The following is a 21412-nucleotide window of genomic DNA, read 5'->3' as shown; positions in this document are numbered from 1 at the left end:
CCTCGGACTCGGCCCGGCTCGAACGGGCTGCCACCCTCTCCACCTATCGGGCGCATTCATCCGGAGCCAGTGCGCCTTGGGCGAGGACGGTCGAGACGTTAACCTCTGGCGTCTCATCGGGCAAACGCATTACGCGCCCTGAGATCTGGTCATCGGCTAGGCCGAATAGGCGCTACGTAAACTGCGGTCCCAGAAGAACTTTCAGGTCTTCCAGAGCAGACAACTGATTGTCGGTCATCGAATTCCCCGAGGCTGCCAGCGATGCCATGAACGGCCCCTCCCCGCTGGCCTCCAGCTCGTACAGCACGTACGCCATATAGTCGGCATCGGGATCGTCGGCCCGCCGCCCGAGCTCCTCGAGCACCACCAAAATCCCGTCGAGCTCCCGACTCGCGGACAGCACTCTGGCCGCGTCGATCTCCGTGGTGACGATCTCGTCATCCAACAGTTCCCCCAGCCGGACCCACACGCGGTCGTCGTCGACGAGCTTCGCGAGGTCGGGAATCGAATTGATCCGGGTTGCCGCATCCGAACTGCGCGAGCGAGACAGAGCGTCGCCTATCGCCTTCTCCCGCTCCACGCTCACAATCCTTCCACGATCCAGATCGGCTCCGCTCCCCGACCAGTTCCCGGAAACCCTTCGCGCACAGCCGCATCTTCCGGAGTCCGGGATCCAGGGCCTGTCCCTGCTACACATGCAGTGTCATATCGGGACCGACACGGTGTCGTGGGCTCGGTTGGGGTGGTGGTCGAAGGTACTCGGATTCGGGTACCTACACCGAGGATTCGGCGGGGCTGGTCGAGCACGCCACCTGCCACGAGTGGCGTCATGACCTGGGCGAGATCGTGGGGGCACTGCTGGGGGCCGGGCTCGTCATCGAGGGGTTGGTGGAACTGCCCTATATGGACTGGCCCGCGTTTCCCGATCTTGTTGCCTGCGAACAGGGTTGGACGCTACCGGACGGGAAGCCGCGGATTCCGTTGAACTTTTCCGTGGTTTCCCGGCGGCCACGGGGATGAGCGGCGGGGTCAGTTCTCGTCGAGAACTTTCAGGATCTTGCGGGTCTTGTCGTCGCGGGCTGTGACGCCCTGCTCGTATTTCTGTTCGCCGTTGCCGTACGCGGCGTCCACTTCCTTGATGACCATGCCCATTTTGGACTTGTCCGGCTCCCCGATTTCGAAGGTCATCTGCGAGCCGACGTTTTGCATCAGGTGCAGGATGCCCGCGGGACCGCCGCCCAGGTTCATGCCTTCGAACGGGCCGACGGTGGCCCAGCGCAGACCGAGGGAGGCTTTGACCAGGTCGTCCAGGTCTTTGGCGTCGATGACGTCCTGCTGGACCAGGTAGATGGACTGGTCGTTGAAGACTTTCTGCAGGCGGTTGCCGACGAAACCGGGGATTTCGCGCTTCAACCGGATCGGAGTTTTACCCAGGTCGCTGTAGACCTGCATCGCGCGGTCCATGGCCGTGGACGAGGTTTTCTCGCCGGGGACGACCTCGACCAGGGGCATGAGGTCGGCGGGGTTGAACGGGTGGCCGATCAGGATGCGGTCCGCGGCGGGGCTGCCCTTGGCGATCTCGGAGGGCAGCAGCGACGACGAGGACGAGGCGAGCACGACATCGCCCGCGGTCGCGTCGGCCAGCTCGGCGAAGAGCTTGTGCTTGAAATCGAGACGCTCGGGGCCCGCCTCCTGCACGTAGTCGGCGCCCTCGGCGGCCGCGGCCGCCTCCGGGTAGGCGGTGACCGACAGGCCCGACAGTTCGGACCGCACGATCTGGTCGAGGTCGGGCCTGGGGTCCGCCAGGGCGACGTCCCAGCCGCCGCGCGCGAACAACTTCGCCCACCCGATACCGATCACACCGGCACCGACGATCGCCACTTTCGCCATGAAATCTCCTCCGAGTCTGGAACCCGAGCGGACCGTTCATCAGCGAGGCTACGCGGAGCACAAGCTCGGCAATACCCGACACGCGGCGGGCAAGGTGCAGGTCAGCGGGCCTGCAGCCACCCGCCGATGCGCTGGGCGATGGCGTCGGGGGTGAGGCCGAGCTCGTCGAGGATCTCCCCGCGCGAGGCGTGATCCAGGAACTGTTGCGGCACACCGAGATCGCGGGTGGGCACGTCGAGGCCCGCGTCGCGCAGGCGCGCGGAGACCGTGGAACCGATGCCGCCGTGCAGGCCGCCGTCCTCGACGGTGACCACCAGGCGGTAGTTCTCGGCGAGCTTGACCAGGGTGTCCGACACCGGGATGACCCAGCGCGGGTCCACCACGGTGACCGAAATGCCTTGGGGCTCCAGCAGTTCGGCGACCTTCATGGCGGTGTCGGCGAACGGGCCCACGGCCACCATCAGGACGTCGCCGTGCTGGGACTGCGCGGAACCGGCGCTGGGCACGGCCAGGCGGAGCACGTCGAGACCGTCGAGGCGTTCCACGGCCGTGATGTCTTCGGCGACACTGCCTTTGGGGAAGCGCAGCACGGTCGGACCGTCGGAGATCGCCAGCGCTTCGGCCAGTTCCTCACGCAGGGTGGCACCGTCGCGGGGGGCGGCCACGCGGATGCCGGGGATGATGCCCAGCAGCGAGAAGTCCCACATGCCGTTGTGGCTGGCGCCGTCGGGGCCGGTCACGCCCGCGCGGTCCAGGACCACGGTGACGGGCTGCTTCAGCAGGGCCACGTCCATCAGCAGCTGGTCGAAGGCGCGGTTGAGGAAGGTGGCATAGATGGCGATCACCGGGTGCAGGCCGCCCAGCGCCAGACCGGCGGCGGATGCCATGCCGTGCTGTTCGGCGATGCCGACGTCGAACATGCGCTCGGGGAACCGTTCACCGAACGCGGCAAGGCCGGTGGGGCCGGGCATGGCGGCGGTGATGGCCACGATGTCGTCGCGGCGGGCGCCGTGTTCGATGAGCTCCTCGGAGAACACCGCGGTCCAGCCCTTGGCCTTCTTGCCCGCCAGCGGGCGGCCGGTGAGCGGGTCGATCGGGTCGCAGGCGTGCATCTGATCGGCGACGTGGTTCTCGGCGTGCTCGTAGCCGTTGCCCTTGCGGGTGACCACGTGCACCACGACCGGGCCACCGAAGTCCTTGGCGCGACGCAGGGCCGCTTCCAGGGCGACCAGGTCGTGGCCGTCGACCGGGCCGACGTATTTCATGCCCAGATCAGAGAACAGTTCCTGCGGGCTCACCGCGTCTTTGATCCCGGCCTTGAGGGCGTGGACCATCGAATAGGCCGAATCGCCCACGGCGGGAATGCTTTTCAGGATGCGTTTGCCTGCCACCAGCGCGTGCTCGTAGGCGGGCTGGGTGCGCAGTGCGGTCAGGCGGTCCGCGAGTCCACCGATGGTGGGGGCGTAGGAGCGGCCGTTGTCGTTGACCACCACCACCACCGGGCGATCGGGTGCGCCCGCGATGTTGTTGAGCGCCTCCCAGCACATGCCGCCGGTCAGCGCGCCGTCACCGACGATCGCGACCGGGGTGCGGTCCTGGTGGGTCAGCGCGAACGCCTTGGCCAGACCGTCGACATACGACAGCGCGGCCGAGGCGTGCGAGGACTCGACCCAGTCGTGCTCGCTCTCGGCGCGACTGGGGTAACCCGACAGTCCGTCGCGCGAACGCAGCGAGTCGAAACGATCCTTGCGGCCGGTGAGGATCTTGTGCACGTAGGCCTGATGACCGGTGTCGAAGATCAACGGATCCGCGGGCGAATCGAAGATCCGGTGCAGGGCGATGGTCAGCTCGACCACCCCGAGATTGGGGCCGAGATGGCCTCCGGTGGCGGCGACCTTCTGCACCAGGAACTCACGGATCTCGCCCGCCAGTTCGCGCAGTTGCGGCACGCTCAGCCGGCGCAGATCTTCGGGTGAATCCACCCTCGACAGCACTCCCACCTGAACTCGCTCCCTCCGGACAACATTGTGATCCGCCCAGTGTATTTGCCCGCGTGACCGGTACCGGCTCGCGGGCCCTTCCCAGCGTGCACACAGGAAGGTCTACGGTCGCGCCGACGATACCGCCGGATGGCCGCTGAACAGCGCGCGCGAACAGAATTGGGCTGCGACCAAGGCTTACCTCACCGACCGTGCCGTTGTGAGGACTATCTCCCCGCGCGTCCGCGCCCGCCCCCACCGCGAAGCGACCTAAGGTGACGCTGTGACCCGACCGCACAGCACGCGCACGATCGACCCGGGTGTGGTGGCGGGCATGCTCGACGACGTGTACGCGGCCTGCCGCGACGACACCTCCGGCGCACCCGCGGACTACATCCCCGAACTCGCGGCGGTGGACCCCGATGCGTTCGGGCTGTGCCTGGCCACCGCCGACGGGCTGGTCTACGAGGTCGGCGACACCGATGTCGGGTTCACCATCCAGTCCATCTCCAAGCCGTTCACCTACGCGCTGGCGCTGGCCGATCGCGGGGTGGACGGGGTGGCCCAGCACATCGACGTGGAACCCTCGGGCGAACCGTTCAACGAGATCAGCCTCGAACCGACCACCCAGCGGCCGAGCAATCCGATGATCAACTCGGGGGCGATCACCGCGGCGTCGTTGATTCGCGGACGCGATGCCGCCGACAAGTTCGAACGGGTGCGGCGCTGCTACTCCCGGTTCGCCGGGCGCGAACTGTCGATGAACTCCGCGGTCTACGAATCCGAGGCGCGCACCGGATATCGCAACCGGGCGATCGGGTACATGTTGCGGTCGGTGGGGGTGATCGACGTCGACCCCGACGAGGCGGTGGATCGGTATTTCCGGCAGTGTTCGATCGAGATCACCTGCGCCGACCTGGCTGTGATGGCGGCGACGCTGGCCGACAACGGGGTCAATCCGAGAACACGGGAGCGGGCGCTGTCGACGTCGCTGACCGAGCGGGTACTCAGCGTGATGACCACCTGCGGCATGTACAACGCGGCGGGCGACTGGGTGACCACGGTCGGGTTGCCCGCCAAGAGCGGGGTCGGTGGCGGGATCATCGCGGTGCTGCCGGGGCAGATCGGGATCTCGGTGTATTCGCCGCGACTGGACGGGCAGGGCAACAGTGTGCGCGGGGTCGCTGCGTGCCGGGAGTTGTCGCGACGGCTGGAACTGCATTTCTGTCACGTGACCCGGTCCGCGCGCACCGCCATTCGCGCGGATTACTCGGTGGCACAACTGCCTTCGCGGTTGCGTCGCACGCCCGAGGACGCCGCCGTGCTGGCTTCGCATGGTGACCGGGCGCGCGTGTACGAACTGCACGGTGACCTGCTGTTCGCCGGTGCCGAGCGGGCGGTGCGCGCGATCGAAGGGAAAGCCGAGGAACTCGACGCGCTGGTGATCGATCTGCGCCGCGTCGGCGAGGTGAGTCAGGTGGCCCGCGAGATGGCCGACAAGTTGCAGGCCGAACTCGTACGGCGCGGCACACGCGTGGCGCTGGTGGATCCCGACGCCAAGCTCGGGCACGAGGTCTCCAGCCTGGATCCCGACGATCCGCGCGGACGGGTGTTCATCGACCGCGACACCGCGACCGAATGGTGTGAGGACATCGTGTTGGACCGGCACCGGCCGCCCGGCCTGAACGCCTGCAAGTCCATCGACCTCGACGAACATCCGCTGCTGGCAAGCCTCGACCCGGCCGATCGGGACCGGCTCGCCGCCGATTTCGAGACGCGGACCTTCGCCCGCGGCGAGGTGATCGCCGAGCGTGGCGCGCAACGGTCGGGGCTGTATCTGATTCTGGACGGGCGGGTGCGGATGACGTTTCCCGGCACCGACGGGCGGGTGCACCGGCTGGTGACGTTGTCGTCGGGGATGTCGTTCGGGGAGATCCCGATGCTGGTCGGGGAGACGTTCGTCAACGATGTCGTCGCCGAGACCGAAGTGCGGGTGGCGGTGATGAGCCCTGCGGTGTTCGACGAACTCACCAGCGAACACCCGCAGCTGAAACTGGCTCTGCTGCAACGACTCGCGGCAGGGGCGTACGCGCAGATGGATGCCACCGTGCGGACCATCTCGGGCAACGCCGAGAACTACTGACGGAACCAGCCGCACGCGCGAGACGTTGGGCACCACAGGACTACCGACAGGAGCACCGCCGTGAGCAGCAAATCCCCGCAGGCGAGCACGACAACGTTCGGACGCGGAACAGTGCGCGTGGTCCCCGATCTGATCCGGGTGACCCTGTCGGTGGAATCGCGAGCGAGCACCGTTTCCGCAGCGTATGGGCGTGCCGGTGAGCGGGTGAGCGCGGTGGTCGCGGCGCTGCGGTCCGCCGGAGTCAGCGACGCGGACATGGCGACCAGCGGGCTGAGCGTGCGCACCGAAACCGTCTACACCGACAACGGGCGCACCGAAATCGCCGGCTACCTGGCCTCGACCGGGCTGAGCGTGGCACTGCGCGACGACACCGACCCCGCCGACACGGTCGCCGCCGCGGTGAACGCGGGCGGCGACGACGTGCGACTGGGCGGGCTCACCCGCGCGATCGCCGACCCGGCACCCCTGCTCGAACAGGCCAGAGACGCCGCCTTCGACGACGCGAAAGCCAAAGCCCAGCAGTACGCCACGCGCGCCGGAGTTTCCCTGGGCGCGGTTCTGCAGATCACCGAGGACACGTCTGCTCCCAGTCGCGCCTACGACATCAGCGCCGAAATGGACGGCTCGCCGATGCTGATGGCTCGCGCCAACTCCTCCGTGCCGGTGGTTCCCGGCGAGACAGAAGTCGGCGCGAGCGTGCGCGTGACGTGGGCGCTGGCCTGACGTCAGCGGTCCAGCAGGGCCACGCACTCCACGTGATGCGTGCCGGGGAACGCGTCGAACGCGCGCAACTCCGACAGGTGGTACCCGGCGTCCAGGTACAAACCCAGGTCGCGCGCGAAAGCCGCAGGGTCGCAACCGATGTGCACGATCCGACGCGGATCCGCATCGGCCACCGCGGCGACCACGTCCTTGCCCGCACCCGCACGCGGCGGATCCAGCACCACGACGTCGGGCCGTCCCGTAGCTCCACGCGCCCACCGTTCGACGCGATCGGTGCTCAGTTCCAGCCACGGCAGATCACCCAGTGCCGCAACACCATCCGTCACCGCCGAGCGAGCAGACTCGACACCGGTGACCGCCCCGGTCTGTCCGGTCTGCTCAGCCAACCGCGCGGCGAACACACCGACACCGGCGTACAGATCCCACGCGGAACCGCCGGGCTGCAGACCCGACCACTCCGCGATCAGATCCGAATAGCATTGCGCCGCACCGCGATGCGCCTGCCAGAACCCGGTCGCCGACAGTTCCCAGCGACGCCCGGCCACATACTCCACAACCCGACCCGAACCCTCGACCACGCACTCCTCGCGCGGCGCGTTCATCGCCGACTTCCGCGACGCGGCCCGATCCCGGATCGCGCCACGCTCATCGCCCACCGGCGGCGTGGACTCACGCCGACGACCGGGCCGCTGACCACGCCCACGACCCGCACCGCGCGGGGTCTCCGGCCGACCCGACGGCCCGGCGGCGGGCGTCTCGGCCAGTTCCACGATGTGACGCACCCCGTCACCGTCGATGGCGACCACCAGGTCAGCGCCCGGCGTCCACAGTCGATCCGCGACACCGTCCAGCGCGCCCGAAACAGGTTGCGGGCAGCGAAGATCCGGGATCACCTCGGTGCTGCGGTAGCGGTGCACACCGGCACGCCCCTGACCGTCGACCACCAAACGCACCCGCGTACGCCAGCCACCGGTGACATCACCGGAATCACCGGCGATCGGCTCGACGGTGATCTCCCGCTCGACCTTGGCCAACCGGCGCAACTGCTCCTCGACCACGGTGGCCTTGAGCGCCCGTTGCGCGGCGGGCGTGGCGAAGGAGAAATCGCAACACCCGGCCCCGCCCGGCCCCGACACCGGACAGGTGGCCGGCACGCGATCGGGCGACGCCTCGATGATCTCGACGGCGTCGGCGCGACAGAACGAGCCACCGCGGTCCTCGGTCACGCGGGCGCGCACCAACTCACCGGGTAGCCCGTGTCGCACGAACACCACCCGACCCTCGTGGCGCCCGACGATGAAACCGCCGTGCCCCGGCGCCCCGAGGCGCACCTCGAACTCTTGTCCGCTCCAATCACTCACGGCCACACCCACTCTCACCCTCGACCGGCGCGCCGCTCATCCGCGACGTCCTGGTCGTTCGAAACCACGGCGCACCGAACCCGGTGCATTGACATCTGTTGCTTGCTTGGCCCTGGTGGACGAACTGAGCTGCCACGGCACGCTGGTCACCATCACACCCGGTTCGAACAGCAGCCTGCCCTTCAACCGCAGCGCGGACTGGTTGTGCAGCACCTGCTCCCACCAGTGGCCGACCACGTACTCGGGAATGAACACCGTGACCACGTCGCGCGGGGCGTCCTTGCGCACCCGCTTGACGTATTCCAGCACCGGCTTGGTGATCTCGCGGTAGGGCGATTCGACCACCTTCAACGGCACGTTGATCTCGCTGTTCTCCCACTCGCGCACCAACTTTCGCGTATCGGCGTCGTCGACGTTGACCGTGACCGCTTCCAGGGTGTCCGGGCGGGTGGCCCGCGCGTAGGCCAGCGCACGTCGCGTGGGCAGGTGCAGCTTGGATACCAACACGATGGAGTGCGTGCGGCTGGGTAGTACACCGTCCCAGTCGGACTCGTCGAGTTCGCGCGAGACCGAGTCGTAGTGCTTGCGGATCAGCTTCATCACGATGAAGATCGCCACCATCACCACGATCGCGATCCAGGCACCGGCGAAGAACTTGGTGGCCAGCACGATCACCAGCACCGCACCGGTGGCGGTCAGGCCGATCGCGTTGATCACCCGCGACCGCTTCATCTGCCGACGCTGCGCCGGGTCGGTCTCGGTGCGCAGCAGACGCGTCCAGTGCCGCAACATGCCGGTCTGACTCAACACGAACGACACGAACACGCCCACGATGTACAGCTGGATCAGCTTGGTCACCTCGGCGCCGAAGAACACCACGAACGCGATCGCCGCACCCGACAGGAACAGGATGCCGTTGGAGAACGCCAGCCGGTCACCGCGCGTGTGCAGCTGACGCGGCAGGTAGCGGTCCTGCGCCAGGATCGAACCCAGCACCGGGAAGCCGTTGAACGCGGTGTTGGCCGCCAGCACCAGGATCAGCGCGGTGACGATGGTGATGAAGAAGAAACCGATCGGGAAGCCGTGGAACACCGCCTCGGCGATCTGCGCGATCAGCGTCTTCTGGTGGTAATCGGCGGGCGCGCCCACCAGGTGCGACGGGTCGTGCGCGTACACGACCTTGATCTTCTGGGCCAAGATGATGATGCCCATCAGCAGCACGATCGCGATGGTGCCCAGCAGCAGCAGGGTGGTCGCGGCGTTGCGCGACTTGGGTTTACGGAACGCGGGCACACCGTTGCTGATGGCCTCGACACCGGTCAGCGCCGCACAACCCGAGGAGAACGCGCGCGCGATCAGGAAGGCGAAGGCCAACCCGTACAGGTGCTCGTCCTCGGCGTTCAGCCCGAAACCGGCGGACGCGGCCTCGATGTCGTCGCCCAGGACATAGGTGCGGAACAGGCCCCAGACCAGCATGGCGAACATGCCGATGATGAACGCGTAGGTCGGAATCGCGAAGGCGGTGCCGGATTCGCGCACCCCACGCAGGTTGATCGCGGTCAGGATCACGATCGCGACCACCGCGAACAACACCTTGTGCGTGGCCACGAACGGAATGGCCGAACCGATATTGGACGCCGCCGACGAAATCGACACCGCCACGGTGAGCACGTAATCCACCAGCAGCGCGCTACCCACGGTCAACCCGGCGTTGGGGCCGATGTTCTTGGTCGCGACCTCGTAATCGCCACCACCGGAGGGGTAGGCGTGCACATTCTGTCGATAGCTGGCCACGACCACGGCCATCACCAACGCGACCGCGACACCGACCCACGGGGCGTACACATAAGCCGAGATGCCCGCCGCCGACAGCACCAGGAAGATTTCCTCCGGGGCATAGGCGACCGACGACATCGCATCGGAGGCGAAGACCGGTAAAGCGATACGCTTGGGCAACAGCGTGTGGCCGAGCGTATCGCTACGGAACGGCCTGCCGAGCAGCACTCGCTTGGCTGCCGTAGTCAACTTGGACACTGGGCTGAGCATAGAGCAGTTCACCAGCACCTTCGCGCGCACGTTCGTCGGCGTGGAGATTGTTTGTCCCGCGCCACAGCGGGGAAAATGGGCGATGGGAGCATCCGGCGGGTACGGTCGCAGCCGGATGCCACGGGTAGGCCAGGAACGAGGGTGCACGGTGTACGTAGTGATCATGGGGTGCGGGCGCGTCGGCTCGTCGCTGGCGCGTGCGCTGATCCGGGTGGGCCACGAGGTCACCGTCATCGACCGCGACCCCACCGCGTTCCGCCGCCTGGGCGAAGGCTTCACCGGCCAGCAGGTGATCGGCGTCGGCTTCGACCGGGACGTGCTCACCCGTGCCGGCATCGAACGCGCCGACGCGTTCGCCGCGGTGAGCTCGGGCGACAACTCCAACATCATCTCCGCCCGCGTGGCCAGGGAGATGTTCGGCGTGGAACGTGTCGTCGCTCGCATCTACGACGCCAAACGCGCCGAAGTGTACGAACGCCTCGGCATCCCGACCATCGCCACGGTGCCGTGGACCACCGACCGGTTCCTGCGCACGCTGATCGGCGACAACTCCACCACCACCTGGCGCGACCCCACCGGCGCGGTCGCGGTGACCCAGCTGACCCTGCACGAGGACTGGTCCGGGCGCACCGTGCGCGACCTGGAACGCGAACTGAACGTGCGCGTGGCCTTCGTGCTGCGCTTCGGGCAGGGCCTGCTGCCCGAATCCAAGACGATCGTCCAGGCCGACGATGTCGTCTACGTCGCGGCCACGTCCGGCACTGTCGGCGAGGCGATCGCACTGGCCGCCAAGGCCCCACTGAGCGAGGACTGAACACCATGAAGGTCGCCATCGCCGGAGCGGGCGCGGTCGGGCGCTCGATCGCCAGGGAACTGTTGCGCGGCGGGCATCGAGTGATGCTGCTGGAACGCCAACTCGACCACATCGACCCCGCCGCCATCCCCGACGCGGTCTGGGTACACGCCGACGCCTGCGAACTGGCGCTGCTCGAGAACGCCGACCTGGAAACCTACGAGGTGGTCATCGCGGCCACCGGCGACGACAAGGCCAACCTGGTGCACGCGCTGCTGGCCAAGACCGAGTTCGGGGTGCGCCGGGTGGTCGCGCGGGTCAACGATCCGCGCAACGAATGGCTGTTCAACGAGTCGTGGGGCGTGGATGTCGCGGTGTCCACGCCGCGCCTGCTGGCCTCGCTGGTCGAAGAGGCCGTGTCGGTGGGCGATCTGGTGCGGCTGATGACGCTGCGGCAGGGACAGGCCAACCTGGTCGAGATCACCCTGCCCGCCGACACGCTGCTGGCCGGAAAGCCGGTGCGCACCTTGAAGATGCCGCGCGATACCGCGCTGGTGACGATTCTGCGCGGTGGCCGGGTGATCGTGCCGCAGCCCGACGACCCGTTCGAAGGCGACGACGAACTGCTGTTCGTGACCTCCGTGGAAGCCGAAGAGGACCTGCGGCTGACCCTGGCCACGCACGGCGTGAAACCCTAAGCAGCCGCTTTGAGCTGCGCGCGCAGCTTGTTCAGCGCGCGGTGCTGCATCACCCGGACCACACCGGGACTGGTGCCGATGGCCTCGGCGGTCTGCGCGGCGCTCCAACCCAACACGATCCGCATCACCAGCACCTCGCGGTGATGGGGCGCGAGCACCTTCAACAGTTCCAGGGTGGCGGCGCGGCGTTCGAAAGCAAGCACCCACTCCTCCGGGCCCGCGCTGGAACTGGCGATATCGGGCAGGTCCGCGGTCGGGTAGGCGGTGTGCTTGCCGCGACGGAACGCGTCGGAGACCTTGTTGGCGGCGATGCCGTACACGAACGCCAGGAACGACTTGCCCTGATCGCGGTAGCGCGGAATCGCGGTGACCACGGCGATGAGGACTTCCTGGGTGACATCGTCGGGAGTCACCATCAGGTGGCCGGTGGCGCCCATGCGGCCCGCGCAATACCGGCGCACCAGCGGGTGCACCAGGCGCAGGATTTCCGCGATGGCATCGCGATCACCGCGTGCGGCCGGGCCGATCAGCGCGTCGAGCTCGGCGCCGATGCGCTTGCTCTCCGACAGCGCGGGCGAGGTGGTGGTCTCGGCGGCGCGGCGGCCCGTGGCGGCCTGTCGCTGGGTACGGTGCTCGGTTGCCATCATGGTCGCCGGTCCTCTCACGATCATCGCGTGTTTTTCGGTACGCATTGATCGTGCGACGAACTCGGACCGGCAACCAGGCACCCCAGGGTGGGTACTTCCCCACCTGTGGCGGTGCGTTATCCACCCCTATGCGGGCACGGATTCCGTTCCGGCACCGGACTTATCGGTTCTCTCGGCCTTGGCGGCGGGCAGATGCCCCGCGCGACGCACCGCCCACACGGTCACCACCAGGGCAAGCGCGGTCAGCGGCCAGCCCATGCCGATGCGGGCCACGGCCAACCAGGTGGTGTGGTCGGTGTCGTACAGCTGCGACTGCACCAGGTAGCGGGCGCCGAACACGACCACCCACACCACCGTGGCCAGGTTGTACAGCTTGCGGATGCGCGGATCCGAACGCCAGCGGTGCCCGTGGCCGTTCAACGCGCCCCAGATCACCCCCACCAGCGGCCTGCGCAACAGGATCGACAGCGCGAACACGCCCGCGTAGACCAGGCTGGTGTAGATGCCGAACAGGAAGAAGCCCTTGGCCTCCCCCACCCGCTGGGCGATGAACGCGCACAAGCCCACGCCCAGGAATCCCGAGACCGCCGGCTGGATCGGGCTGCGTTGCACCAGGCGCCAGACCAGGATGGCCGCGGCCACGCCGAGGGCGGCCCAGATGGCCACGGTCAGCCCCGCGAAGGTGTTCACCGGGACGAACACCAGCACGGGCAGGGTGGAATAGATCAGACCGCTCAGACCGCCGAGCTGCTCGAGCAAGGTTTGTTCGGCCTTGGTCACTTCGGCGTCGGTGTCCGGATCCAGCTCGGTGACCACCGGCAATGACACCGTGGCCTCTGGATCCGCGGCGGGGCGGTACTCGTCACTGGAGGGCATACGTCAGCTGTTCCCGCGCAATTCGTAGTAGGGGTTGAAGATCACTTTGCGGCCGTCGCGGTCACCCACGCGGCCACGGACCATGATGCGCCTGCCCGGTTCGATCCCGGGAATGCGCCTGCGACCGATCCACACCAGGGTGATCGCATCGGTGCCGTCGAAGAACTCCGCCTGCACCGTGGCACCCGCGGCCTTCGGACAGGCCTCGACACTGCGCAGCCTGCCCACGATCGTGGCCTCTTCGCCACGACAGCAATCCTTGGCCCGCCGCGCACCGGAGGCATCGACGGTCTCCGCCAATTCCTCGGCGTCGAGCTGATCGATGTCAGCGGTCAAACGGCGGCCGAGTCGTCGAAAATATCCTGAGTCCGGGCCCGATCCCGACTTGCGTCCGCCCGTGGATGACGACATGGCACACTTCTCCCGCTTGTTGGCCTCAATACTCACTGTAGAGGGGCAAACGCCGCACCGCTACGCTGCGTCGGTGTTGCGCACCCCACCCCTGGTCACCGTGGTCGCCCTGCCCGGGACCGGCTCCGACGCCGATTTCGCCGCCCGCGCGTTCGGGCCCGCCGCCCGCGCCCACGGTCTGGCATTGCACGCCGTCGAACCCGACCCACAGGCCGTGATCAGCAGCTGTACCGCGGCGTTGGACGCCGCCGCGGCACGCGGACCGGTCCTGGCCGCGGGCATCTCACTCGGCGCTGCGATCGCCCTGGATTGGGCGGCGCGACACCGTACCGCGGTTGTTGGGGTAATCACAGCATTACCCGCCTGGACCGGTGCCGAAACCGCCCACTGCCCGGCCGCTTTGAGCGCTTCGGTTACCGCGCAGCTACTGCGAGCGCACGGGTTGGAAGCGATGATCGCGCAGATGCGGGCGTCCAGTCCGCTGTGGTTGGCCGACGCGTTGGAACAGTCGTGGCGGGGACAGTGGCCGCACCTGCCCGCGGCGCTCGATGAGGCGGCGGGGTACGCGTGGCCGTCGGTGGAAGCGTTGGCCGACATCGACGTGCCGGTCGCGGTGGTGGGTGCCACCGACGATCCGGTGCATCCGATCGCCGTTGCCGAACAATGGGCGTCGACGTTGCCAGTGGCGGGATTGCGTCGGGTGACACTGGACGAATTGGGTGCCGATCCCGCCGTCCTCGGGCACGCCGGTTTCGCCGAACTCACCCGCCTGTCGACGAGCTTCGCCGGTCACAAGTAGCGACAGCCTCAATCGGTTTCGACCGCAGCCCAACAGGTTTCGACGGCAGACCGACTGACTCCGACCGCGCCCAACCGGTTTCGACCGTGCCCAACCGATTTCAACGGCGTCATAACGCTTTCGGTGGCGCCACTGCCGGTTTCGATGGCGCCACAGCCGGTCTCGGAAACTCGCACCGAAACCGGCTGTGCACCAAGGCTTTCCGGATCTAGTTCAGTCCCAGTTGCTGCATCGCCGAACCATCCGCGCCGCGGCGTGGCTCGTCGGGCAGCTTCGGCGGCAGGGCCGACGTCGGCGGGGCGGCTGCCGCGGCGGCTTGGGCTTCGGCGGCGGCCTGCTGGGCCTCGATCTGCTGCTGGTGGGCCGCGGCCAGCTGTTCGGCCAGTTCCTGCGGCAGGACCACGGGCAGCGGGTCGCGCACCGGCAGCGGTTCGGTGCCGCGGCGGACCACGGCGTCGGCCAGCACGGCGCGCGCGGCGGTGATCAGCGGGCTGCGGTCGTCGATGGCGCCCTTGGGGCCCGCGGCGACCAGGCGGATCATCCAGCGTGGGCCGTCCACACCGATGAAACGTAGGTCCGCGCCCTCGGTGATCGCCTTGACCTCACGGCCCCACGGGCCCTTCTCCACGGCCACCGCGGCGCCGTCAGCACGCAGCGACTCCGCCAGGTCCGCGGCCACGGTGCGCCACTGCCCCGCCGACTTGGGCGCGGCGTAGGCGGCCACGGTGAGCCTGCCGTGCTCGGTGGCCAGGTGCACCGCCTGCGGGGTCCCGTCGGGGCTCATCTCCACCTGCAACTGCCCGCCCTGTGGCACCGGGATCAGCACCGATCCCAGGTCGAGGCGGCGCGAGATGGCCTCGTCGGAGACCTCGGTGATGTCGTAGGGGCCCGCGGCGGCGTCGGGGGCGTGGTCGAAATTGCCGTAGATGCGCTCGTCGGTGGGGGCGTCGTCGAAATCCAGACGGGCGAAATCGGGGCGAACGAACTCGTCGGTGTCGTACTCGTCGGAGTCCGCGTCCAGGTCGTAGTCCGCCTCGTCGTAGACCACGTCGTCGTACTCGACGTAATCGTCTTCGCGCGGCGCGCGCTTCTTCTTACCGAACAGACCCATCACGCCTCCTTGCCGGCCAGGCTCGCGTGCCCGCCGCTCGACCCGTGGCCGCCGGTGCCACGAGCGGTCTCGTCCAGATCCTGCACCTCGACGAAATCGACCAACTCCACCCGCTGCACCAGCAGCTGCGCGATGCGGTCGCCGCGACGCAGCTCGATGGCCGCGCGCGGGTCGTGGTTGATCAAGCACACCTTGATCTCCCCGCGGTAGCCCGCGTCGACCGTGCCGGGGGTATTGACCACCGACAGACCAGCTTTCGCGGCCAAGCCGGATCGGGGATGGATCAAGCCGACCGTGCCCATCGGCAACGCGATCGCGATACCGGTGCCGACCAGCACCCGCTCGCCCGGTTCGATGATCACATCCTCGGTGGTACACAGATCGACGCCCGCGTCACCCGGATGGGCACGCGTCGGCACAGGGAGGCCGGGATCGAGCCGCCGCAGCGGAATCGGTGCAAGTGCGTTCACATCGGTCGAGACTACGCGCTGTCACCCGGACCTTCTCGTCGCAGCCCTGGTGCGGTGACCTAGTGTTGAGGGGTGCCCGACCAGCCCCATTCCTCGACCACGCAGCCCACAGACACCGACCAGCCCGCGCGCGGCGCCGGCGGTGCGTCGCCCTATCGGGAACGCCTGTGGGTGCCGCTGTGGTGGTGGCCCGTCGGCTTCGCGATCGCGGGCCTGCTGGCCGCCGAGATCCACATGGGCGCGCCGGGGCTGCGGGCCTGGCTGCCGTACGTGTTGCTGGCACCGATCCCGGTGTGGATTCTGTTGTGGATGAGCAGGCATCGCCTGGAAGTCACCGTGGCCGCTGACGGCAGCGCGGAACTGCGCGTGGACCAGGCGCACCTGCCGGTGAGCTTCGTCGCGCGGGCCGCGGCCGTGGCGCCCACGGCCAAGAGCGCGGCGCTGGGTCGACAACTGGACCCCGCCGCCTATGTGCAGCACCGGGCCTGGATCGGCCCGATGGCGTTGCTTGTTCTGGACGACCCGGACGACCCGACGCCGTACTGGTTGATCAGCACGCGCAGGCCCGAACAGGTCTTAGCCGCGCTCGGACTCCCGAGCGCGGGCTGACCCTTCGTCACCGATCCCGGTAGGGATCGACTCGCTCCGTTTAGAGAGCGCAGTCCATGCAGATCAGCTGGCCACCCTTCTCGCTGGCCAGTCGGCTGCGATGGTGCACCAGGAAACAGCTCGAGCAGGTGAATTCGTCCGCCTGCTTCGGGACCACCCGAACGCTGAGTACCTCGTCGGACAGGTCCGCGCCGGGAAGTTCGAACGATTCCGCTGTATCGGTCTCGTCGATGTCCACGACGGCGGACTGCGCCTCGTTGCGGCGGGCCTTGAGCTCCTCGAGCGAGTCCTCCGACACCTCGTCGGATTCTGTGCGCCGCGGTGCGTCGTAGTCGGTTGCCATGTCGTCTTCCCCTCAGTCCTTACTCCGTATATCCCGGATCAGTCGATTGCCGGTATCCCCGCAGGGGTCCGGCGTTCGTACCGCCCCGCCGGTGGTACACCTCACACGTGCACCGGTCGACTATCGGCTTCGATCCTCGAGGATCTACACCGACAGCGTTCGGTAAACGCAGGACATGCCCTTGTTGTTCCCGCGACCGACCACCGTTTCACCGGTAAAAATTCGATCTGGGCGGGCAGACAATAGCGGACGAATGGGCAAAAGTCGCAATCAAACCCCATGCCGCGCGGAAACCGACGAACAATCGTCACCTGTGCCGAAACGCGGGCGGACCTCCGGGGCCCGCGCACCGGCGCGGGCCTCGTAGAGTGAGCGCGTGGTTTCACTGATCACCGAAGGCAGCGCGACTGATCGCGACGGCAAACCCTTTCCGCGACGGCGGCCCGAGCTCTGGCTCGCGCTGGTGCTCGTGCTGGCTCTGGTGAGCCTGTTCGTCTGGATCACAGCGTTCCGTACCCGTGACGACAGCAACGAACCGATGGCGTGCAACGCGCCGAGCACACCGACCGCGACCAATGCCGCGCAACCAGCCCCGCTGGGCTCTCGGGTAGGCCCTACGCGGCTGGCGGAAGTCGACCCGGCGGCCCTGTCGGAGTCCAAGGTCCGGGTGTTCAACGCCAACGGCAAGAGCGGCCAGGCGGGCAATATCGCCTCGGCGCTGGCCGATCTCGGCTTCGCCGGCGCGCCGGGGACACAGGTCGGTAACGATCCGGTCTATGTCAGCGGCGACCTCACCTGCACCGGGCAGATCCGGTTCGGCGTGAACGGTCGACCGGCCGCGGCCTCGGTGCAGTTGGTGGCACCCTGCGCCGAACTCATCGAGGACCCGCGCACCGACGACACCGTCGACCTGGTCCTCGGCCAAGCCTTCGGCGAATCGCTGCGCCCCGGCGCCGACGCCGAAGCTGTGCTCCGGTCACTGAAAAACCTCGCTCCCGGAGCAAGCTCGTCGTCGATCGACCCAGAACTGCTAGACGCCGCCCGCGAAGTGAAGTGCTGACGTAATCAGTCCGGCAACGCGACAGTCGCGCCGACTCGGTCGAGTAGGTCGTTGAGGTCCTTCGCCACGCCCGGCGCGGCGACGACTGTCAGTTCGCCCGCCGCTCCCCCGACGGTGACCGGCGGAACGTGCACGATCGCGCCCGCTTCGGCGGCGATCAGCGCGCCCGCGGCCCAGTCCCAGGCGTTGAGGCCGTGTTCGTAGTAGGCGTCGAGTCGGCCCGCGGCGACGTGGCACAGGTCCATGGCGGCGGCGCCGAGCCGGCGGATATCGCGGACCTGCGGCAGGATTTCGGTGAGCAACTGCGCTTGACGGGCGCGGCGGTCACTGCCGTAGGCGAAGCCGGTGGCCACCAGCGCCACCGCCAGCGAATCCTCCCGGGTGCAGTGCAAGGTCGTGCGAGTGCCATCGGGGCGCACAGCGTGCGATCCAGCGCCCAGTGCGGCGCTATAGGTGACCGCGCCCGCCACATCGACCACCGCGCCCGCCACGGACCGGCCGTCGATCACCGCGGCCACCGACACGGCGTACCCGGGCAGGCCGTAGAGGAAGTTCACGGTGCCGTCGATCGGGTCCACGACCCACGTGACGGTGCCGGGCGCGGTGGCACCGACATCGCCGCCGCCCTCCTCGCCCAGAATCGCGTCGGCGGGCCTGCGCTGTGCGAGCAGGCCACGGATCAACTGCTCGGACTCGGTGTCCACGATGGTGACCGGATCGGTGACATGACCCTTGGTGGACACGGCACCGTCGACGGGTCCACCGTCGGCGAACACCTGCGGTCGGCGGGCGCGCACATGCGCGGCGGCGGTTTCGGCGAGCTCGACGGCGAGGCGCCGCAACTGCTCGTAATCGGCGGATGTCGTGGGGGCGGTGGAGGTCTCGGGCTCGGTGTATTCGGGCACGCACCCATCGCATCACATGTCGTCACGCCACGCGGGGAGGGTGACAACCGCTACTCTTCTTGCTGGTGTCTGTCAGGCACGTCGACCGCGTCAGCAAGGGGTTGAATCATGTCCGCTCGGGGGCACGCATTCGGAATCGATATCGGCGGCAGTGGAGTCAAGGGAGCCGAGGTCGACCTGGCCACGGGTCTGCTCACCCATGACCGCATCAAGATCGCCACACCGCAGCCGTCCACACCGGAAGCCGTCGCCGCGGCCGTGGCCGAACTGGTCGCGCAGGCGGGCTGGACGGGCCCGGTCGGCATCACCATGCCGTGCGTGGTGCTCGACGGACACACCAGGACCGCGGCCAATATCGACCAGGCCTGGATCGGCACCGACGCCCGCGCGCTGTTCACCGCGGCACTGGGCGGGCGCGAAGTCACCGTGCTCAACGACGCCGACGCCGCGGGCCTGGCCGAGGACAGCTACGGCACCGCGCGCGATCTGGTGGGCCTGACGCTGCTGCTCACCTTCGGCACCGGCATCGGCTCCGCGCTGCTGTACAACGGCGTGCTGGTGCCCAACTCCGAACTGGGTCATCTCAAGATCGACGGCGTGGACGCCGAGGATCTGGCCGCGGCCTCGGTGAAGGACAACGAGGGCCTGACCTACCCGGAGTGGGCGCAGCGGGTGAGTCGGGTGTTGCGTCACATCGAGAATCTGTTCTGGCCGAAGGTGATCGTGGCGGGCGGTGGCATCAGCCGCGATCACGAACAGTGGATTCCCTTGCTCACCAACAGAACTCCGGTGATTCCGGCCGTTCTGAAGAACACCGCGGGTATCGTCGGCGCGGCGATGGCCATCGATGCCGGGGTCGCGCCGTAGTCCGGTTCGACGTCGTACGCAACGCCTGGGTGGCATCGTGCCATGAGTACCCTGGTTGGATCGTTACAATGGAACACGTCCGGCGGTGAGCCGGTGAAATCTTCCGGCCGCGGCCGGTCGTGAGAAGCCGGGCACGCAAGCGCCGACTTCGCCCGGCCGACGCATCGCCGGTGCAACCCCGACCGACCGCTCCGCCGGAAAACCACTCTGGCGTGACGCCGCACGAGACCGTCACGAAAGGGCGTACGTGGTAGCCACGAATACCCGTCAGACCGCCGACCCGGCCTCCGACGCCGATGCCGACGACGCCGTAACTCCGGCCAAGAAGGCACCGGCCAAAAAAGCCGCTGCCAAGAAGGCCCCGGCGAAGAAGGCCGCAGCCAAGAAGGCTCCGGCCAAGAAGGCTGCCGCCAAGAAGGCACCTGCCAAGAAGACCGCCGCGAAGAAGGCGACCTCGGGCGCGGGCGGTGAGGAACAGCTCGACGAGGAGTCGGTCGACATCGAAGATCTCGGTGATCTCGAAGTCGCCGAAGACGAACTCGTCGAGGTTGTCGTCGTCGAGGAAGTCGCCGAGGAGACCACCGAAGCCGCCGCGGAGCCCACCGAGAAGGACAAGGCCTCCGGCGATTTCGTCTGGGACGAGGAGGAGTCCGAAGCGCTGCGTCAAGCACGCAAGGACGCCGAACTCACCGCGTCCGCGGACTCGGTGCGCGCCTACCTCAAGCAGATCGGCAAGGTCGCGCTGCTCAACGCCGAAGAGGAGGTCGAACTCGCCAAGCGGATCGAGGCCGGCCTGTTCGCGGCGGAGAAGATGCGCGAGTTCGCCGAGGCGGGCGAGAAGCTGTCGGTGACCATGCGTCGCGATTTCAACTGGATCGTGCGCGACGGCAACCGGGCCAAGAACCACCTGCTCGAGGCCAACCTGCGACTGGTCGTGTCGCTGGCCAAGCGCTACACCGGCCGCGGCATGGCGTTCCTGGACCTGATCCAGGAAGGCAACCTGGGTCTGATCCGCGCGGTCGAGAAGTTCGACTACACCAAGGGTTACAAGTTCTCGACCTACGCCACGTGGTGGATCCGTCAGGCCATCACCCGCGCCATGGCCGACCAGGCCCGCACCATCCGTATTCCGGTGCACATGGTGGAAGTGATCAACAAGCTGGGCCGGATACAGCGTGAATTGCTCCAGGACCTGGGCCGCGAGCCCACGCCCGAAGAGCTCGCCAAGGAAATGGACATCACGCCGGAGAAGGTCCTCGAGATCCAGCAGTACGCGCGTGAACCCATTTCGCTGGACCAGACCATCGGCGACGAGGGCGACAGTCAACTCGGTGACTTCATCGAGGATTCCGAGGCGGTCGTCGCGGTCGACGCGGTGAGCTTCACCCTGCTGCAGGATCAGCTGCAGTCGGTGCTGGAGACGCTGTCCGAACGTGAAGCGGGCGTGGTGCGGTTGCGCTTCGGCCTCACCGACGGCCAGCCGCGCACCCTCGACGAGATCGGTCAGGTCTACGGCGTCACGCGTGAGCGCATTCGCCAGATCGAATCGAAGACGATGAGCAAGCTGCGCCACCCGAGCCGTTCGCAGGTTCTGCGCGACTACCTCGACTAGCAGTACTTTTTCGGGCGGGGCCCGTACCACCGAACAATGGTGGTACGGGCCTCGTTTCGTTTGCGGGAG

21 protein-coding genes are annotated in these 21412 nt (G+C 67.9%); 9 read left to right on the top strand and 12 right to left on the bottom strand.

Annotation, left to right across the window (positions count from 1 at the left end; all coding sequences use genetic code 11):
• Positions 1–172 precede the first annotated feature (172 nt).
• The 3 genes from ACFWU5_RS14665 to dxs all read right to left on the bottom strand — a co-directional run bounded on the left by ACFWU5_RS14665 (position 173) and on the right by dxs (position 3890).
• Positions 173–580: a hypothetical protein gene (locus ACFWU5_RS14665; RefSeq protein WP_379267499.1), complete on the bottom strand. Its 408-nt coding sequence runs from the start codon at positions 578–580 to the stop codon at positions 173–175.
• Positions 581–1029: 449 nt separating this feature from the next.
• Positions 1030–1890, bottom strand: a complete 861-nt coding sequence (locus ACFWU5_RS14660) for a 3-hydroxyacyl-CoA dehydrogenase NAD-binding domain-containing protein (protein WP_379267498.1) — start codon at positions 1888–1890, stop codon at positions 1030–1032.
• A 101-nt stretch (positions 1891–1991) separates the two neighbouring features.
• Positions 1992–3890 (bottom strand): 1-deoxy-D-xylulose-5-phosphate synthase, encoded by a 1899-nt coding sequence (gene dxs / locus ACFWU5_RS14655; protein ID WP_379242406.1) that lies wholly within the window; start codon positions 3888–3890, stop codon positions 1992–1994.
• Between the two features lie 313 nt (positions 3891–4203).
• Between dxs and glsA the strand changes: the two genes are divergently transcribed.
• Positions 4204–6012, top strand: a complete 1809-nt coding sequence (gene glsA / locus ACFWU5_RS14650) for a glutaminase A (RefSeq protein ID WP_379267533.1) — start codon at positions 4204–4206, stop codon at positions 6010–6012.
• Positions 6013–6072: 60 nt separating this feature from the next.
• Complete coding sequence (locus tag ACFWU5_RS14645; protein WP_379267497.1) at positions 6073–6735, top strand: SIMPL domain-containing protein; 663 nt, start codon at positions 6073–6075, stop codon at positions 6733–6735.
• Positions 6736–6737: 2 nt separating this feature from the next.
• Here the strand turns inward: ACFWU5_RS14645 and ACFWU5_RS14640 are convergent, their stop codons facing one another.
• Both ACFWU5_RS14640 and ACFWU5_RS14635 read right to left on the bottom strand, forming a co-directional pair.
• The gene (locus ACFWU5_RS14640) at positions 6738–8096 is read right to left on the bottom strand and encodes a class I SAM-dependent RNA methyltransferase (RefSeq protein ID WP_379267496.1); all 1359 of its coding nucleotides are present in this window, start codon (positions 8094–8096) and stop codon (positions 6738–6740) included.
• A 36-nt stretch (positions 8097–8132) separates the two neighbouring features.
• Complete coding sequence (locus ACFWU5_RS14635) at positions 8133–10130, bottom strand: APC family permease (protein WP_379242412.1); 1998 nt, start codon at positions 10128–10130, stop codon at positions 8133–8135.
• Between the two features lie 160 nt (positions 10131–10290).
• Between ACFWU5_RS14635 and ACFWU5_RS14630 the strand changes: the two genes are divergently transcribed.
• Entirely contained in the window at positions 10291–10956 is a 666-nt protein-coding gene (locus ACFWU5_RS14630; RefSeq protein WP_379242414.1) for a potassium channel family protein, read from the top strand.
• 5 nt (positions 10957–10961) lie between these two features.
• Positions 10962–11633: a potassium channel family protein gene (locus ACFWU5_RS14625; protein WP_379242416.1), complete on the top strand. Its 672-nt coding sequence runs from the start codon at positions 10962–10964 to the stop codon at positions 11631–11633.
• On the opposite strand, the gene ACFWU5_RS14620 is transcribed toward ACFWU5_RS14625, so the two are convergent.
• The 3 genes from ACFWU5_RS14620 to ACFWU5_RS14610 form a co-directional block, all read right to left on the bottom strand.
• The gene (locus ACFWU5_RS14620) at positions 11630–12280 is read right to left on the bottom strand and encodes a sigma-70 family RNA polymerase sigma factor (protein WP_379267495.1); all 651 of its coding nucleotides are present in this window, start codon (positions 12278–12280) and stop codon (positions 11630–11632) included. The two genes, ACFWU5_RS14625 and ACFWU5_RS14620, sit on opposite strands and share 4 nt — an antisense overlap.
• 126 nt (positions 12281–12406) lie before the next feature.
• A complete protein-coding gene (locus ACFWU5_RS14615; RefSeq protein WP_379267494.1) occupies positions 12407–13156 on the bottom strand; it encodes a DUF3159 domain-containing protein in 750 nt (249 codons plus the stop codon).
• Between the two features lie 3 nt (positions 13157–13159).
• Positions 13160–13567: an OB-fold nucleic acid binding domain-containing protein gene (locus ACFWU5_RS14610; protein ID WP_379242422.1), complete on the bottom strand. Its 408-nt coding sequence runs from the start codon at positions 13565–13567 to the stop codon at positions 13160–13162.
• Between the two features lie 73 nt (positions 13568–13640).
• Here ACFWU5_RS14610 and ACFWU5_RS14605 point away from each other — a divergent pair, with 73 nt between their 5' ends.
• Complete coding sequence (locus ACFWU5_RS14605) at positions 13641–14366, top strand: alpha/beta fold hydrolase (RefSeq protein WP_379267493.1); 726 nt, start codon at positions 13641–13643, stop codon at positions 14364–14366.
• 208 nt (positions 14367–14574) lie between these two features.
• Here ACFWU5_RS14605 and ACFWU5_RS14600 read toward each other — a convergent pair whose 3' ends face one another.
• Entirely contained in the window at positions 14575–15477 is a 903-nt protein-coding gene (locus ACFWU5_RS14600; RefSeq protein ID WP_379242426.1) for a DUF3710 domain-containing protein, read from the bottom strand.
• The gene (gene dut, locus ACFWU5_RS14595; protein ID WP_379242428.1) at positions 15477–15947 is read right to left on the bottom strand and encodes a dUTP diphosphatase; all 471 of its coding nucleotides are present in this window, start codon (positions 15945–15947) and stop codon (positions 15477–15479) included. The genes ACFWU5_RS14600 and dut overlap by 1 nt, the downstream gene beginning before the upstream one ends.
• Positions 15948–16019: 72 nt before the next feature.
• On the opposite strand from dut, the gene ACFWU5_RS14590 reads away from it, so the two are divergent.
• On the top strand, positions 16020–16556 hold the full coding sequence (locus ACFWU5_RS14590) for a DUF3093 domain-containing protein (RefSeq protein ID WP_379242430.1): 537 nt from the start codon (positions 16020–16022) through the stop codon (positions 16554–16556).
• 40 nt (positions 16557–16596) lie between these two features.
• On the opposite strand, the gene ACFWU5_RS14585 is transcribed toward ACFWU5_RS14590, so the two are convergent.
• On the bottom strand, positions 16597–16899 hold the full coding sequence (locus tag ACFWU5_RS14585) for a DUF4193 domain-containing protein (RefSeq protein WP_379242432.1): 303 nt from the start codon (positions 16897–16899) through the stop codon (positions 16597–16599).
• Between the two features lie 376 nt (positions 16900–17275).
• Here ACFWU5_RS14585 and cei point away from each other — a divergent pair, with 376 nt between their 5' ends.
• Complete coding sequence (gene cei, locus ACFWU5_RS14580) at positions 17276–17959, top strand: envelope integrity protein Cei (RefSeq protein ID WP_379242433.1); 684 nt, start codon at positions 17276–17278, stop codon at positions 17957–17959.
• A gap of 5 nt (positions 17960–17964) precedes the next feature.
• On the opposite strand, the gene ACFWU5_RS14575 is transcribed toward cei, so the two are convergent.
• The gene (locus ACFWU5_RS14575) at positions 17965–18864 is read right to left on the bottom strand and encodes an inositol monophosphatase family protein (RefSeq protein WP_379242435.1); all 900 of its coding nucleotides are present in this window, start codon (positions 18862–18864) and stop codon (positions 17965–17967) included.
• Positions 18865–18972: 108 nt separating this feature from the next.
• Between ACFWU5_RS14575 and ppgK the strand changes: the two genes are divergently transcribed.
• Positions 18973–19731, top strand: a complete 759-nt coding sequence (gene ppgK, locus ACFWU5_RS14570; protein WP_379242437.1) for a polyphosphate--glucose phosphotransferase — start codon at positions 18973–18975, stop codon at positions 19729–19731.
• 247 nt (positions 19732–19978) lie between these two features.
• Positions 19979–21343 carry an RNA polymerase sigma factor gene (locus tag ACFWU5_RS14565; protein ID WP_379242439.1) on the top strand — a complete coding sequence of 455 codons (1365 nt, stop codon included), beginning with the start codon at positions 19979–19981 and terminating at the stop codon, positions 21341–21343.
• Positions 21344–21412 lie beyond the last annotated feature (69 nt).

It is taken from the genome of Nocardia sp. NPDC058640, assembly GCF_042716995.1.
Taxonomy (GTDB): domain Bacteria; phylum Actinomycetota; class Actinomycetes; order Mycobacteriales; family Mycobacteriaceae; genus Nocardia.
Note: the sequence above shows the minus strand (reverse complement) of the source record. Positions and strands in the feature narration are given on the sequence as shown.